Here is a 16,821-nt window from a genome sequence, read left to right as displayed (position 1 = left end):
AGCAGGCGATTTTCTTATTTTCAGGTTGTAAATTCAAACGAGCTATCAATTTTCTTGCTTATTTACGCAATCATCGCCATCGTATACCTGAGTATGGTTACCTACAAAAACAGGGAATTAACATTGGCTCTGGCTCAGTTGAATCGACAATTAAACAAATTGGTCGTCGGGTCAAGATTTCGGGTGCTCAGTGGAATCAGCAAAATGTTGCTCAAGTTTTGAAACATCGCTGTGCTTATCTCAATGGCTACTTCTATGCCCCTAAGTATATTTACTCAGTGCCTAATTGAGATGCTCCCCTAGTTGTTTAATTCGTTTAGCTAATTGTTTATCAAGATTTGAGCGGTTATATTGGTACATAAGAATGATTTTTAGAGCAGTCCATATACCGACAGGTTCTTGATTTAAATACAACTCATCAATTAAAGGTAAGATTTCTTTGACGTTAAGACTATTCAATCTCCTTCCATAAGAGAAATATACACACTCAGGTGCTTTAATACTTCCGTCTTTTAATTGCTGTACAATTTCATTTAGCCTTTCCGCAGAAATATCTACAGCATTGTATATACTTACCATTTGATCTTTTAGACGATTAGATTGCTGAGCAATTTGGATGCATTTAATTACAATATCACTTCCATTTTTGTCAATACCAGAAATTAATCCACTGAGAAATTGAATACCTTTATTTTCTATAGATTTTTCAAACTCTTTGACTGCAATTTGAAATATTTTTAATGGATCTTCCACTTTTATTGCCAATTCATAGGCAAATGGATATACATTATGTAGCTGTTCTTGTACCATTATTTGGATCACTTGTTGCGTAAGATCCGAATTTACAGCAATTTTAGCCGCTACTTCTTTCGCTTTTTTGGACGAGTATTCAAAATCTTCATTAGATGTATTGTTCGTATCGTAAATTGAATCTGGATCGTAAATATCCATCTGCCCAAATTTTGTATATAGCAATGCTAGTTGTATTAGATCGGTTGGCATGAGCGTATCATAAAGTTTTCTTACTCTTATCGATAAAGTTTCTGGTGCCTTTTTTCTATCGTAATATAACCAATTACTAATTGCTTTAATCGCCTCAAGCCAAATTCCTTTATCATTAATTATGTCTTGTAAAATATTTTCAATATCTCCAATAAGACTTTCATAAGAAATTAAATCTCGAATATTTAAAGCAATAATTTCTTCACATTTACAAGCAAAAGTTTTATTTCTAACACGAATTTTATTTAGTCTTTGAAGACCTTCTCTAATAAAATCAAATAATTCATCCCAAGTTTCTGGATTCCAATGTTTAAGAGGAGGTTGCGTTCCTATTTTATTAGAGTCTCCAGTCCAGCCTCGATAACTTGTTTGAATAGTATTTTGTAAAGCTTCAATACATATCTTAACGATCCTTTCATCATTAGAATTAAGCTGATCATCCAAGATGCGAAAACGTTCTGATGGTTCGACTTCAGTTCCACTTGAATATATTTGAAAAAGTTGTATAAAGATGCTAGTTGAACTATTTCCCCAAGTTTGCTTTTCGACGGATGCTAATTTTAATAGTAATTTTGCTGCAATATGAAAAGTGTTTTGAGGAAAAACAAGTTTTGCTAAAACATTTATCAGATAATCTTGTCCTGATTGTACCTGCTGAAGTTCATCTATTGATAGTTTTCCGAATATTCGCTCAATAGTATAAGCAACACTAATTGGATCAATGTGTACTAAAGCATCAAGGCATTGTAAACCAATATTTGTATTTAAACTTTCTAGCGATCTGCACAAGCCATCTCTTGCTAACAAGATCTCGGTAACTTTAGCTAATGTTTTTGAAGTGTCAAAATACTCCCATCGCTTTAAAAAGGATGACTGTAATCTTGGTGGTGCATTCTCAATGAAATTAAGAATATTTTTTACACGCAATAGATCTAGCCTTCTTAATCCAAGAAAATTAGCTATAGGCAAAGGTTTTGCGATAAAAAAGTAGCCGTTATAGTCTACAAGAAAAGATTTTGCGGCTTGGGCTAGATATTCATACATTTCATCCCCAGTTTGACGAGCTAAATTTTGAGCAACAAAGTCAAGTTCTTCACTTAGGGTTTCATCTGCTCCTAATTCAGTAAATAAAGCAAGACACTCAATAGCTCGAACTTGTTCTATACAAGTTATGCCACAGCCTTTAAGGACACGTTCTACGACATCTTCTATAGATTTTAGAATCGGTAATCCTTCTGAGTAGTTATCAGTAGCTAGTACAGCAATACGTGGATATCCATCGCTTAGATTTTTGATAAATTCAATATCTGAGTTATCAGCTTTTGGGATAGCGTTGTCGAATGATCCCTTCAATTAGAGTTTCATCGGCAGGAGTAACTGAAATATTCAAACAATCATCTTTGTCTATAGGTTGATTGTCATTGCCAATCGTTATGATTTTGAGATTGCTACTTTCTTTCTTCGCTATTTCATTAAGCTTAATTGCAGTCTCACGAGGACAGTTATCTACAATGATGAGCGCTAACTTACTTGATGCTGAGAAACTTTCAACATCTGACAAAATTTTATGACCTATTTTTTCTAAGTCGCAGTAAATTGTAGATACTGATAATGAAAGTTTTATTGTGGTTGTCTCATCCTTAAAGACTTCGTATACAAATCGTGTTTTACCTAGCCCAGAAGCCCCATAAATCCTTATCGTTCTTCTAGGATCGGCTAGGTAATCCACAATTCTTTCCTTTACTTTATGGAAAGAAAGTGAGCTTCTTTCTTTGTTCTCGATTATTTGAAATCGATCAGCTTTGTCTTCAACTAGGAGTACTTTAGAAATATCTAATATTTTCCCCAAGCTTTCAATTGTTTCATAGCTTTTTAGATTAAGTTCTGATTCTTGTTCATTAAGCCAAACTGCGATCGCAGGATATTGAGATACCCAAGTCGCAATTTTATTAGCATCATAAATATCAATCCCCAGTTGATCGGGATTACCCCCAGCTTCTCGAATACCTTGTTTGATAGCCTCAATTTGTTCATCTTTCTTTTGATCTCCGATTGAGGCGGAAGTAAAGCCTATATAAAAACCATTTTCAGCGATAACATTTTTTAAAGCTTCATTTAGCTTTTTTTGAGATCCCCTTTTTTGACTATCCTTTGTCCAAACTTCTTTTTTCCATCCTGCTTTTCTTAAATTTGTAGCTTTTGACTGAAATATACAGAATCTAGAGGGTAAATAATTTGTTTGTTCGAGATATTCTGTCCATTTAATCTCAATTGAAAATCTGGCATCCTCACCACCATCGGGGGTCGTAATTTGAAGAGGAACCGAAACTCCTCGCAGAGGTATCCCAATACATTGAGCCTCAGCGTGAAGTAATTTCTTGAGTAATACGACAAGGTTATTGCTATCTAACTTTTCAATTTTAGAGTGATGAACATCAAAAATCATGACATACAAAAAATATACACGTTGATTTAATTAATGTACTCTATAAAAAGTAGAGATTGCCTATATCTACCTTAATTGACTTTTGATGTTTGAGGCGATCGCTGCTAACGATTGGTCATATATTGATATATGACCAACCTAAATAAAACAAAATTAAACAGCTATGAAATCAAAGACTCAATTTCTGTCATCTTTTGCTTTAGTAAATCATAGACATCTCTTAAAATTGTAGGATCGGCAGATCGTAGTAAATCTGAAGAAATTAGATCAACACTTTGCTTGATTTTGCCTAACTGTTTATTTGCATCGATCGTACTCTCTTGGCTAGGACTATGCTTAGCGATCGCCTCATTGACCAGCTTGCGAGTTTGTAAAACTGACAAATTCTCTTGGACAACCTTTTTAGTTAAATCCTCTCTTACTCGTTTTGCCTTGGCTTGGGACAAATTTAGATTCTTCGCCGAAAGTTTTTGCAAGGCGATCGCATGGACTCCCTTTAGCCCCAGATTGCGAATCGCATCTTTGAGATCATCTGCTAAGCCCAACATTGGTAGCAAGTTAGCATCAACAGAAGCAGGATTGAGTTGTAACTCTAGTAGAATTCTTAAAACATTGTGTTCAGTTTCATTGACATAGTTAGGATCTACTTCCACCGTTTGGCTAGAGTCATTAGATGCTAACTTAGCCATGACTTCAGACAGTCGTTTTTTCTTATTCAATCTCCGAATGACCGTAGATAAAGCTCTGGGGATGTCATCGACTTTTAATCCCACGTTTAGCGAAATTTCTTTAATGATTGCTTCAGCCTTATCGAGTGGGTTAAGATCTTCACGATGTAAAGATGTTAATAAAGCCTTACGGTGTAGTTCCTGCGGCGCATCCATCGTCACAGCTTTGATAGTTGACCATCCTAGCTCCCTCGCCGCACGCCAACGACGCTCACCGTCAAAAAGTAAATAGCTCTCATCTTCTTGGGCTATGACAATAATTGGCGAAAGCTGACCATCTGATGCTAAGGACTGAGACATTGCCACAATGCTTTCATTCAGAAAAGTACGACGGGGTTGATCGGGGTTCTGAATGATTTTGGTGATTTCTAAATCTACTACTCCAGATTGAGACTTTAGTTGTTCCTTTAATGTGGATAGCTGAACTTCGACTTCTTCGGAGTCAGATGCTCTTAACCGCTCAATTTCGGTTTTGAGTTGAGCAATCTCTTCCTCAGCGTTGGACAATTGTTGGGTTTGCTTTGCGCCTGAGAAGTAGTCAGCGATATTGGGGGCTTTACGAGCTGCCATGATTATTTTTTCCTTTTCACTTTCTTACCGATTAATTGCACAACATGTTCAGAAACTTCTTTGAAGTCAGCTTGGGCGGGATGTTGATGGCGATACAGATGTAATGGTAAACCTTGCCCACTAGCATTGATAAACTCCGCCGAGTCTCTGATAGGAGGGAAACAGTGAATCCCTAATTGGTCAAGTTGGGTTGGGAGATCTTCTAATATTTGGCGGTGGGTTGCGCGTCTGGCATCGTATTGATTTGGTACAAATCCCATGACCTGTGGCTGGGGATCGAGCCTTAATTGTTTGCTGTTGTGAAATACCCATTCAATTAATTTGGCGGAACCTTGGATTGACTTTGGCTCAAGTTGGACTGGAACTAAAACATGGGTGCAAGCTGATAATGCTAATAAAGTTAGAGGTCCAAGGGTTGCAGGGCAGTCAAAGATAATTAAATCGTGGGAAATGGGATGGTCTTTTAGGCAATCGCCAAGTAAATAGGCTCCTCGGCGATGTAATACCATCTCATCGGCGACTCTTGTTAAGATCATCCCTCCTTGGACTACATCTACCTTATTAGTGTTTTCTGTCCAACACTTTTCTAATGGCCATTGTCCAGAAAAATCATTGTTTAATACTGATGCTAGGGTTTGTTCAGGTTCGGGTTGTGGCAAACCGCAAAATAGGCTTAAGGAGCCTTGTGGATCGAGATCCATTAAGGCAACTGACAATCCGTAAAGGCTCATTTCATAAGCAATATGCACAGATAATGTGGTTTTACCACTTCCGCCAGCATTACTGAGAACGGCAATTCGGCTTTGCATTTGTTGATATGTCTAAACAATCAAGGACATCATATATCAATATATGACTTTAATTTTATAGCTGCATCAAATAAATATAAGATACTTAGAGTAAGTAGTGCGAAACGCAGCCCACTGTCAAAAAATAAAAGGAAGATAAGGTACTTGAATGAGTGTTCTTGCAGTTGATCTAGATTTGTTGGATCTGATCTTGGATTGGCAAATGACGATCGCATGGGCAGGAGAAGCAAACTGTGAGCCATCACGGTTAGGTTGGTGGCGCACTGATTTAATTGATGATCTGGGTGGCGGCGATCTATTGGCTCGGTTGCTGCCACGCACCAAGGTGTATGCAGGATGGGAGTCTGCTCGATCAGCCGCGATCGCTACGGATCGGCGGGCTAGGCAAAGAATGGCTAATCCTGATAAATTGCGAACGATTTTCTTTTGGGGATTTGACTTAGATGAGAAATTACACGATCGCCTTGCAGCAAGAAAACGACTGAGTGAAAATCTGAAATTGCCGATCGCTTGGGAAGACGGCTTTGATCGTGAGGCGATCGCCAAGCAAGTTAGTGATCGCTGTGGTGAGAGTAAATATGAGCTTGTGGCTGGGGGGCGCGAAATTAGAAGGTCTGATTCTGACCAGCAAAATCTCTTATTTCTAGTTGCGGCGCTTGTCCCGTTTGATCAAAATTATTCAATGCCGTTTTATCTGATTGCTTAGGAGTATGGTTAGTTTGAGTAAAAATATGGACTTATCTATGGACTTATCTATGGACTTATCTGCAAATTATGGCGCGGAGGTTAGGTCGTTGCACACAAGGCTAATGCGAGTTCCTTTGGCGATTGAAGAAAGTTATAGCTACTGGCAAAATTGCCATCCAAATGTCCTGAATTTGGAAGTTGATCGAGATCGCATTACTAATAAAACTGACAAAATCAATCAACTTGCTGAAATTGCTTTTGAGAAGCGCTGGTTTGGTAGTAAGAGCATGGCACGAACGCAATTACTACTCAAGGAGTTTTCGCAGCGCTATGATGCTTATCCCGTGGCGCTATTGGTTTTGCAGCAATGGCAGCCCCGTGATTTATTAACAAGACGTAATCTCTGTCATTGGCATTTACAACTCGTCGATCCACTCTATCGCGCCTTTACAGATCATTATCTGGGACAACGGCGGATTTTAAGCACAGATATTACGGACTCGAATATTGATCGTGACATCGTAGGACGATGGGTCAGCCAAAACATGGGAAGAGATCACTGGTCACCTGCAACGATCGCCAGAATGGCAACAGGGCTAATTGCGGCGGCAGCATCGGTGGGGCTATGTTCGGACAAAATGGGTAAACGCAATTTGCTATATCCCCAAGTAAGTGATCGCGCTGTGGAGTATTGGTTATATTTTTTACGGGCTTTAACTTTTGAGGGAACTTTGCTCGATAATCCTTACTGGCGATCAGTGGGTTTGACTGGGAGTTTGCTAGAGACTCGTTTACAACGTTTACCAAATCTTGATTTTCGCCGCATGGGAGAACTTATTGACTTTGGGTGGCAATGTGCTGATCTTAAGGATTGGGCGTTGCGATTAGATCGGGAGAATTTAGAGTAATGACTAATCGTAGTTCGGCAAATAATGTAATTGATCGCGTGGTATCTGCTCTCAAGACTGACCTAATGGCAGAAGGAGGAGCAAAAATTAGCACCATGCGGAACTATCAATTTGCGATCGCTGTTTATCCCCCTGACAGAGAATTTGAGATGCGCCGAAAGCTGAAACAAATGCAAGATGAATTACAAGCCGTGGGTTGGAATGTTTTATCTATATCGCTATTGCAATTATTCATTGAGCGATTAAAAAGTAAGTCGCCGCCGTCATTAGAACGATTAATTGCTATGGAAAAAAGATTAGCGGATAAGACTAGCGATCGCGGTTTGAACTATCTCAAGGAAAAATTAACTCCTGAAGTTGAAGGGGCTGATGGGATTGCACAGGACATAATTAGGAAAATCAATGAGTTTATGCCTAATGCTACACCTGACAAAAAGTTAATCCTATTAAGCCGTGTGGGAGGTTTGTATCCTTTCTTTCGTTCATCAGGATTACTTCGTCATCTTGATGGCAAGACGAGCAATCTACCGATCGTGCTGCTCTACCCAGGAGACAGACAAGATGTAAGTTCGCTATCATTTATGGGAGAACAAACCACCGATCGCGATTATCGTCCCCGTATTTATAGCTAGAAGCAAAGGCGGGTGTCGGCGCTTCGCGCCGACACCCGCAATTACCAATGGAGAAAACACGATGCTTGTTAAAGATATTTTTGCTAGGGACGTAACGCGGGACATTGCGCCTGTGGTCTATTTCCATGAACAGGAGCCAGCTAAATTATGGGAAGAGGTTTCGGAATATATCATCACGGGGGGCTATGCTGAAAATGACCCGCGCCATACTCGTACCAATCAGGGCATTCACGAGCAGTTTGTGCGTTTACTTAAGGCGATCGCCCAAGATTTAGAACAGCCGAATCGGTCAGGGACTACATTACCTGCTGCTTGGATTTCGGGGTTTTATGGTTCGGGGAAATCTAGCTTTGCGAAGTTGTTGGGACTTGCGCTAGACGATCGCCAAATGCCAAATGGACAAAAACTTGCTGATGCTTTATTGTCGCGGGATGATTCGCCTAAGTCCACCGAATTTAAGGAGGCTTGGCAAAAGTTAACCAAGCGGATCGAGGCGATCGCGGTGGTATTTGATATAGGCTCTTTAGCGCGGGAAAATGAAGATATCCATCAAGTTGCTAAACGCGAAATCCAGAAACGTTTGGGCTATTGCAAAACTAGTAATTATGTCGCTGAGCATGAACTGAAGTTAGAAATCGATGGGCGTTGGGATGCTTTTTTAGAATGTGCGATCACCACCATCGGTAAGCCTTGGGAGCAGATCAAAAATAGTGAATTAGCTGAAGAGGATTTCTCTCTGATTTTGCATCGTCTTGAGCCTGAAAAGTACATTGAGCCGATGAGTTGGATCGACAGTCGGGCGGGGAGTAGAACGGGGCTAGGTTCAGCCGTGGATGAAACGACTAAGGCGATCGCCGCCATGCTCAATCGTCGCGCTCCTAGCAAAACACTGTTTATTACCATTGATGAAGTCAGTCAATATATCCATCAAAATGACAATCGGATGCTGAAGTTACAGTCTTTTGTAGAAGATCTCGGTCAAAAACTGAAGGGGCGGGTGTGGCTGTTGGCAACGGGGCAACAACAACTAGAAGATGGCATCGATCAAGGGAATATTGGCAAGCTCAAGGATCGATTTCCGCCCAGATTTCGGGTGCATCTGACACCTGCGAATATTCGTGATGTTGTGCATAAACGTCTATTGCAAAAGTCACCTGTCCATGAAGCAGAGTTGCGAAATTTGTTTCAACAACATCGTTCCGATCTGAAGCTCTATGCCTATGGTTGTGAGAATATTTCGGAAGAGGATTTTCTAGAGGTTTATCCCCTGCTGCCCAACTACATCGATCTGTTTATGCAGATTACCAGTAGCTTGCGCTTGACCTCTACCCGTGTCAAAGGTGATGACTATGCCGTGCGCGGGTTGCTGCAAATGCTAGGAGAATTATTTCGGACACAAGGGCTAGGCGATCGCAAGCTGGGAGCTTTAGTCACCATTGATGCGATCTACGAGATTCAGCAGACGGCGTTGGATGTGGATACTCAAAATACGATGACACGGATCTTGGGAGATCGCGAAATTGTCGGTGATCAATTGGCGCTCAAAGTTGCCAAGGCGATCGCTTTATTACAACTAATTCAAGAATCTCAGCCAACGACAGCAAAATTGATTAGTCAATGCCTTTATGACAGCCTTGGTGTAGGTAACAATGAACCAGAGATACAGATTGCCCTCGATAAATTACGCGATCGCGGACATATTACCTACTCTGAGAAATTGGGTTATAAACTGCAAAGCTCCGCAGGGCAGGAATGGCAAAGAGAGCGTGATAGCGAGGGTGTGAATGATGAAAAAATGACCGCGATCTTGATGGAAAAACTCAAGGTGCTGATCGGCGATACTGAAAATCCTAAATATAAAGGACGTTCTTTCCGTTGGCAGGCTTACTTTAGCGATGAACGTCAGCGCAAGGATGAGCGCTTGATCTCACCTAATGATGTGGCGACAGCAATTGTCGATTTGCGCTATATCCGTGATGATCTCAAAGAAGATGTCACGATTTGGATTGCCCAGACTGGACAGGAAGCCTATCGCGATCGCCTGTTATGGGTAGTGGGGAATATCAGCGATATTCCTGAACTAGCGAGAAGACAGGTGCGATCGCGGCAAATGATCAGCAAATATCAAGGTCGATTTGCAGCGCTATCACCTAATAAGCAAAGGCTGTTGATCGAAGAACAGTCGGAAGCCGATCGCCTTGATTCAATTCTCAAAGAAGCTATCTCTAATGCCTTTGTGAGGGGAAGCTTCTATTTTCGGGGGCGGCAACTGGACGCGCAGGGGCTTACTTTTTCGAGTCTGTTGCAACACACCGCTGAGAGTATTTTACCTGATGTTTATCCCCATTTTCAGGACATGGCGATCGCCCCTAGCGAGTTAGAACAATTGTTCAAAAAACAACTTTCGGGCGTATCCCAGAAGTTTATGGAGAGGGAGTTGGGAATTTTGAGCCTAGATGCGGGGAAATATGTACCCACCTGTAATGGCGAAATTCCCACGCTGATCTATGAGGCAATAGCACGAAATAATGGTTTAGCGGGTAGTAGCCTATTAACAATATTTGGCAGTGCGCCCTATGGCTACGCCTCCGATCTTGTCCGTGCTTGTCTGTTGGGACTGCTACGAGCAAATAAAATTCGTATTCGTACCGAAAATCAGCAAATGATTAGTTCATACGCGGATGTGGGTGTGGAGGATTTATTTAAGAAAGAGCGCGATCTGAAAAAGGCGGAAATTTTACTTTCTACAGAAAGCGATATCACCGTGCGCGATCGCAATGCCATTTGTAAATTTTTTAATGACTATTTACAAGTAGAACTAGACCGTGAGAAAGAAGCGATCGCCGATGCCGTGTTTAAATATTTTCCCTATAAGGCTTCTCTATTACGGGAGTTAGAAGGGAAATATAACCGATTACCCTTACGGTTACAGGATGTCGCCGATCAAAACTATGACGATCGCCACCAACTCCCTGACAGCTTGCAAAAATTGCAAAAAGCCCTAACTGATTGCTGTCAATCGCGCCAAATTGAAGACACCGTAAGAGCCGTCAAACGACATTTAGAAGTTTTGCAAGATGGGATGCAGCGCCTAAGTATCGAAAATAGCGAACTGACTAATGAGGCGATCGCCCAAGTCAAAAAAGCCCATGATGTTTATATTCATTGCGTGGAACAGTTGCGCGGTATGGGCAAATTAGCAGACCTCGAACCGATGGCGATCGCCCTACGTCAACAACTGCAAGCGGAACGCCCTTGGCGCGATCTGACAAGTTTAACCCCTAGTATTGAGGCGATCGCCTTGCGCTATCGTGAGGTAAGGCATGACTTGCTTGATGCTCAATATCTCCAACTAGAAGCAGTGGCAGCAAGGGTAAAGACGAGACATGGCTTTGCGCGACTCAGTGAAGAAAAGGCTGACTATGTGATCCGTCCGATCCGACAGGCAGAGATTAAAACCACGATCGATGCTCTCTATCCGACGCTGATCCAGTTACGCGACTCGGCAATACGACAATTAGAGCAAGCAGAAATGGAAGCTAATGCCACTCTCGATCGCTTAATTTCGGAAGAGACTCAGGAGCAGGTTCTCACCCTTGATGTGCTTACGGATTTACGCAATCGTGAACTTCGCAATCCTGATGAGGTGAATGCCTTAGTCGATACCTTTCGCGATCGCTTATTGAAGCAGTTGGAAAATAAGAAAAATATACGGATTCGGTTGATCTAAATTTACTTACGGCTAATTGCCGTATATAATTAAAACTGACAACTCATCATTTTATTTTGATTTTATCTTGGGAGCCAAACCTATGAGTAGTCTCAAAACACCATCAAAAACTATTGCCAGATTAGAAGCTCGTGTTAGTCCAGAGATTAAAGCACTATGGCAAAAGGCGGCTGACCTTGAAGGACGCACCCTGACTGATTTTGTGATTGCCAGTGTCCAAGCCTCTGCTTGTCAAGCGATCGCCCGTCACCAATCGTTGAAGCTGAATTTAGAAGACAGTGAAACCTTTGTACAGGCAATCCTGAATCCTAGTGAACCCAATGCGCGATTAAGGGCGGCGGCGTTACGACATCAACAGGTGTTGAGGGGATAGTGGTTCTTAAAATTGAATCTTTTGATCGCCAAAAACACGATCGCAGCAGTTTTGATTGTGGCAATGAGAGTCTTAATCGCTATATTCATAAGCAAGCATCCCAAGATCTGAAAAAATACATTGCGTCTGTCTTTGTCCTTGTAGATGCGCCTGACGGTCAATCTAAAAATTACATTCTGGCTTACTATACTCTCTCAGCTTACACCGTTGAAGTTACGGATCTTGATGACAACTTTGCCAAAAATCTACCTCGATATCCCCAATTGCCAGCGACATTATTAGGTCGTCTAGCGGTGGATCTTCGTTATCGTGGTCAAGGATTTGGAGAGTTGATGTTAGTTGACGCTTTGCAAAAATCCCTTGATGTATCGCAGCAAGTTGCATCCTTAGCCGTGATTGCTGAAGCCTTGGATGAATCCGCCGTTAGCTTTTATCTGAAATATGGCTTTCAAAGATTTAAGCAGCACTCTATGAAACTCTATTTACCGATGAAATCGATTGCTCTCCTCTATGACCTACCTCACTCCTACAGCTAAATCTCAACTCTCCAAAACCATTCGCAATTTGCGCGATCGCCTGATTACTGACCTACACAACGCCGTGGAGTCCACATACCTGATGGGCGTAAAGCTAGAACAGGTGCAGCTAGATGAGGAGCGTCATTGTAAGCGGGAGAGGTTAGAGAAATATCTGGAAGAACTGGTGAAGGGGGATCTTGCGGTTCATAAGGGCAAGCAATCGCCAAAACTCAAACAGGAATTACGCGATCGCCATCGGCAGGATCTCGAAAAGTTGGCGGCGGCGACTTGGCTGAATCGGTTAGCGGTGATTAAGCATTTAGAGGCGATGGGGTTGCTGAAGCCCAAATTAGTTACAGGAGGATGGCAAAGCCCTGCGTTTAAGGAATTTCGGGACTATGCACCAGAGTTTTTGCAAGAGGAAGATCAGGGCTATGGGTTGCTGTTGCGATTGGTGTTTGATGAATTGGCGCTAGACTTGTCGGGTTTATTTGGGCGCGGCGGATTGAATGGCTATATTGAGCTTATTCCTATGCCTGCGTTGACTTTGCGGTATTTAGTGGAGGCGCTAGACAAGGTTGAGGCGGATGCTTGGCGTGATGATACGACCTTGGGATGGATCTATCAATATTGGAATGATCCTGAACGGGAGAGTATTGATCAAAAGATGAATGATGGCGGTAAGGTAGAGCCGCACGAAATCGCCAGTAAGACGCAAATGTTTACGGAGCGCTATATGGTGGAGTGGCTATTGCAAAATAGCTTGAATAATCAATGGCTCGATATTTGCGCGGCGAATGGTTGGGTTGCGGAGGCGGTGAGCGATCGCACTCTGGAAACTCTAGAAACAAGGCGACAGGATTGGCGACAAAGGCGGGAGGCGGGGGATGTGGCGCTAGATGAGTTGATGCCCATTGAGAATGAGCAAGAACAGCGTTGGAAGTATTGGGTGAGATCCCCCCTAGCCCCCCTTGTAAAGGGGGGAAAAGATTCTCTTGAAGTTTCTCCGCACAAGGAGGATGGAAGATCCCCCCTAACCCCCCTTGAAAAGGGGGGAAAAGATTCTCTTTCTCTTCTCCCCCCTTCACAAGGGGGGCTGGGGGGGATCGAAACCTTGCAACGTAGACAAACAGACTTGAATGAACAGAGTAGCCTTGATAAAGCTAATCTTTCCCTCCGCAACCTCAAACTCATCGATCCTGCCTGTGGGTCGGGGCATTTCCTTGTGATTGCTTTTGACTTGCTGTTTGCTTTTTATCAAGAAGAATTGCGGCATCGGGGGGAAGTTTGGTCGGATGCGGCGATCGCTAATAGCATCTTAGAGAATAATCTCTATGGGATTGATATTGATGCGCGGGCGGTGCAGATGGCGGCGGCGGCGTTGTGGCTGAAGGCGAAGGGGCTTTGTAAGGATGCTGCACCGAAGCAGATTAATCTGGTGGCGGCGAATTTGAATTTGGCGAATTTGCCGAAAGATGATCCTGAGTTGTTGAATTTTTATGATGAGGTGAAGCAGGAGACGGGGATTCCGCCGAAGTTGACGATGCAGATTGTGGAGGCGCTGAAGGGGGCGGATGTGTGGGGTAGTTTGCTGAAGGTGGATGGGGCGGTGACACAGGCGATCGCTGATTATGAAACACAGGTGAAGGTGTTGCTAGAGCCGCAGCAGGGTAGTTTGTTTGAGGGTTTTCGTCCTGCTCAGGCGCGATTAGATTTTGATAAGGCGCTGGCGCAGGTGACGGTGTTGGAGGCGTTGGAGAGGTTTTTGCAGCAGCGATCGCAGAGTGATGATCTGGGGGTGCGGCTGTGGGGTGAGCAGTTGGCGGCGGGGGTGAGGTTTGTGAGGATGGTGCGGGAAGGTCAGTATGATCTGGTAATTGGGAATCCGCCGTATCAGGGGACAAGTAAGATGGCGGATGCTGGTTATTTGTCGAAGCATTACCCCAAGGGGAAGGCGGATCTCTATGCGGCGTTTTTGCAGCGTGGTTTGGAGTTGGCAAAGGATGGTGGTTTTTCGGCGTTGCTGACGATGCGAAATTGGATGTTTATCAGTCAATATTCGGCAATTCGGGAGTTTTTGATTGAGAATTATGATCTGCGATTGTTAGGGGATATAGATCGCGGTGGTTTTGAGGCAATTGTTGATGAAGTTGTTTCTACGGTGATGAGTATTTTTGTAAAAAAGAATCCATCAGAATCTTTTAGTATTGCGATCCAACCGACTCCATTAGATGACAATTCAAGGGATAGCCAGCGAACGAATCGCAAACGGGCGGCGGTATTGGCTCATGTGGGAAGATATGAGTTCAAAACGCAAAATTTTAATGTCATCAAAGAAAAGCCTCTCATTTACTGGTGGGATGATGCCTTTCTTAAACTCTACGACAAAACTCCAAAATTAGGCGATGAAACAGATGTTAAGCAAGGAATGGCAACGGCAAATAATACTAGATTCCTTCGCTATCCTTGGGAGATAAACCCGAATGAACTATTTATTTGTCCCATAGATGATTTATCAGAATTACCTCAATATAAATGGGTTCCTTATATTAAAGGAGCGTCTGGAAAGTCGTGGTTTGAACCACTTGATATAGTTATACGTTGGGAAAATTCTGCTATTGAAAAGCAAATTCTATATGACTATTTCGGCTCTAAAGGAGGTGGAAATGGTATGCCAAGCCGTTCTTTTTACTTTAGGAAAGGCATTGCTTTCTCTATGATAGGATCTTCATTTAGAGGTAGGATACATAGATATAAGAGTGTATTTGGGAATAAAGGATCATCTATTTTTCCAGAAAGATTTGCAAACTGTCTTTGTCTAATCAACAGTAATTTGTCACAAGAAATTTTAATCTCACTAAATCCCAGTGTAGGTTTTGAAGTTGGAGATGTAAACCGACTTCCATTATTCCCCATAGAATCCGCAGACGAGATATTTAGAGAACTTGAAAAAGCATTTAGCGAACATGAAGCAGGACGCGAGACATCCGTAGAATTTATTAGCCCCCGACCTAGCCCTTGGCGCACCGCCCAAACATGGGCGCAAACCGCCGTAGACCGACCCGCAGGCACACCCCTCCCTCCCTACCATCCCGAATACGACCCACCCACCGCGCAAGACTTTATTTCCTACGCTGTGGGGTTAGCATTGGGACGGTTTGGAAGACCCTCATCCCCCCAGCCCCCTTCTCCCAGAACGGGAGAAGGGGGAGCAAGAGAATTTGCTCCCCTCTCCCTCAATGGGAGAGGGGCTGGGGGTGAGGGTCTTTCTATCCTCTACCTCTCCGCCTATAGCCAAGACCTCCCCGAAATCGGCGATCGCCTCACCCACCCCGCCGCCGCCCCCATCCATCAGGCATGGGCAGAACATGGCGCAAATATCTCTAAAAAAACACTCCGCGAATGGTTACGCCAAGACTACTTCAAAGAAGACCACCTCAAACGCTACGACCAACGCCCGATCTACTTCCCCATCTCATCCACCAAAAAGAACTTTGTCGCGATCATCCCCATCCACCAATGGACAGACAACACCCTGCAAACCCTCCTCGCTGACCACCTCCTCCCCGACCAAAACCACCTCCTCGGTGAGATCAACGACCTCATGGCGGCGCGTAACCAAGCTGACACTAAGGCAAGAGCCACAGCCGAAAAACGCTATAGCGAACTAATCAAACTCCAAGAAGAACTGCAAGACCTGATCACCAAAGTCCAAGCGATCGCCGAACGTGGCGCACCACCCACCAAACCCAGTGATCCACCCCGTGAAGTCGATGCCACCTTCAAAATGGATCTCGATGACGGCGTAATGATCAACAGCGCCACCCTCTGGACATTGCTCGAACCCCAATGGAACAAGCCCAAAACATGGTGGTCAGAACTCAGCACCGCCCAAAACAAAAAAGACTATGACTGGTCACACCTCGCCGCCCGCTATTTCCCCAGCCGCGTCGATGAAAAATGCCAAAAAGACCCATCCCTAGCCGTCGCCCACAGTCTCTTCTGGAAATATCACCCCGCCAAAGCCTACGAGTGGGAACTGCGTTTGCAGGATGAAATATCTCCCGATTTCCACATCGAAGAACCCGATTCTCAATCTCTACGCGATGCGTTTATCAAAGACAATCCTGAGCTAGTTTTAGACTTACGACAAAAGGAACAAAAACGCAGGGAACGCAAAAAGAATAAAGAAGAAGATCTTTTACTCCTTGAATTGGAAGAAGAAACCGTGCCGCAGGGGTAGAGCATTTGCGCCCCAATCTCGCAACTCCTCGCGACAATCTCCATTTGCAAATGTTCTACCCTCTTTATGCGTGATTCTCCTTTCAACATCAAAGAGGGCAAAGCATTCCTGTTTAAAAATGGTTGCCACAAGCCAAGATAGTCGCAGGAATGCTATGCCCCTACGATTCGTTTTT

Annotated in this window: 11 protein-coding genes and 1 pseudogene; 8 read left to right on the top strand and 4 right to left on the bottom strand. The window is 43.3% G+C overall.

Features of this window, described 5'->3' with window-relative positions; genetic code table 11:
* Positions 1 to 290 (top strand): annotated as a pseudogene (locus PSE7429_RS26200) (hypothetical protein); the annotation flags it as partial.
* On the opposite strand, the gene PSE7429_RS03710 reads toward PSE7429_RS26200, so the two are convergent.
* From PSE7429_RS03710 to PSE7429_RS03700, 4 genes are all read right to left on the bottom strand, one after another.
* On the bottom strand, positions 283 to 2,355 hold the full coding sequence (locus PSE7429_RS03710; protein WP_009625718.1) for a hypothetical protein: 2,073 nt from the start codon (positions 2,353 to 2,355) through the stop codon (positions 283 to 285). The pseudogene PSE7429_RS26200 and the gene PSE7429_RS03710 overlap by 8 nt on opposite strands.
* A complete protein-coding gene (locus PSE7429_RS23270; protein WP_009625717.1) occupies positions 2,318 to 3,448 on the bottom strand; it encodes a hypothetical protein in 1,131 nt (376 codons plus the stop codon). The genes PSE7429_RS03710 and PSE7429_RS23270 overlap by 38 nt, the downstream gene beginning before the upstream one ends.
* 161 nt (positions 3,449 to 3,609) lie before the next feature.
* A complete protein-coding gene (locus PSE7429_RS03705) occupies positions 3,610 to 4,746 on the bottom strand; it encodes a ParB/RepB/Spo0J family partition protein (RefSeq protein ID WP_009625716.1) in 1,137 nt (378 codons plus the stop codon).
* Positions 4,747 to 4,748: 2 nt separating this feature from the next.
* On the bottom strand, positions 4,749 to 5,555 hold the full coding sequence (locus tag PSE7429_RS03700) for a ParA family protein (protein WP_009625715.1): 807 nt from the start codon (positions 5,553 to 5,555) through the stop codon (positions 4,749 to 4,751).
* Between the two features lie 148 nt (positions 5,556 to 5,703).
* On the opposite strand from PSE7429_RS03700, the gene brxE reads away from it, so the two are divergent.
* The 7 genes from brxE (at position 5,704) to pglX (ending at position 16,646) form a co-directional block, all read left to right on the top strand.
* Complete coding sequence (brxE, locus tag PSE7429_RS03695) at positions 5,704 to 6,261, top strand: BREX-6 system BrxE protein (RefSeq protein WP_009625714.1); 558 nt, start codon at positions 5,704 to 5,706, stop codon at positions 6,259 to 6,261.
* 25 nt (positions 6,262 to 6,286) lie between these two features.
* The gene (locus PSE7429_RS03690; RefSeq protein WP_086004248.1) at positions 6,287 to 7,150 is read left to right on the top strand and encodes a DUF1819 family protein; all 864 of its coding nucleotides are present in this window, start codon (positions 6,287 to 6,289) and stop codon (positions 7,148 to 7,150) included.
* The gene (locus tag PSE7429_RS03685) at positions 7,150 to 7,782 is read left to right on the top strand and encodes a DUF1788 domain-containing protein (RefSeq protein ID WP_009625712.1); all 633 of its coding nucleotides are present in this window, start codon (positions 7,150 to 7,152) and stop codon (positions 7,780 to 7,782) included. The genes PSE7429_RS03690 and PSE7429_RS03685 overlap by 1 nt, the downstream gene beginning before the upstream one ends.
* 61 nt (positions 7,783 to 7,843) lie before the next feature.
* Positions 7,844 to 11,512, top strand: coding sequence for a BREX system P-loop protein BrxC (gene brxC, locus PSE7429_RS03680; RefSeq protein ID WP_009625711.1), 3,669 nt, complete (start codon positions 7,844 to 7,846; stop codon positions 11,510 to 11,512).
* 82 nt (positions 11,513 to 11,594) lie between these two features.
* Positions 11,595 to 11,885 (top strand): type II toxin-antitoxin system TacA family antitoxin, encoded by a 291-nt coding sequence (locus PSE7429_RS03675; RefSeq protein ID WP_009625710.1) that lies wholly within the window; start codon positions 11,595 to 11,597, stop codon positions 11,883 to 11,885.
* A complete protein-coding gene (locus PSE7429_RS03670) occupies positions 11,885 to 12,421 on the top strand; it encodes a GNAT family N-acetyltransferase (protein ID WP_009625709.1) in 537 nt (178 codons plus the stop codon). The genes PSE7429_RS03675 and PSE7429_RS03670 overlap by 1 nt, the downstream gene beginning before the upstream one ends.
* Positions 12,396 to 16,646, top strand: a complete 4,251-nt coding sequence (pglX, locus tag PSE7429_RS03665) for a BREX-6 system adenine-specific DNA-methyltransferase PglX (protein WP_009625708.1) — start codon at positions 12,396 to 12,398, stop codon at positions 16,644 to 16,646. The genes PSE7429_RS03670 and pglX overlap by 26 nt, the downstream gene beginning before the upstream one ends.
* The last annotated feature ends 175 nt before the right edge of the window (positions 16,647 to 16,821 follow it).

This window comes from Pseudanabaena biceps PCC 7429 (assembly GCF_000332215.1).
Taxonomy (GTDB): domain Bacteria; phylum Cyanobacteriota; class Cyanobacteriia; order Pseudanabaenales; family Pseudanabaenaceae; genus Pseudanabaena; species Pseudanabaena biceps.
The sequence above is the reverse complement of the archived record's forward strand: the minus strand, read 5'-3'. Positions and strand labels throughout refer to the sequence as shown.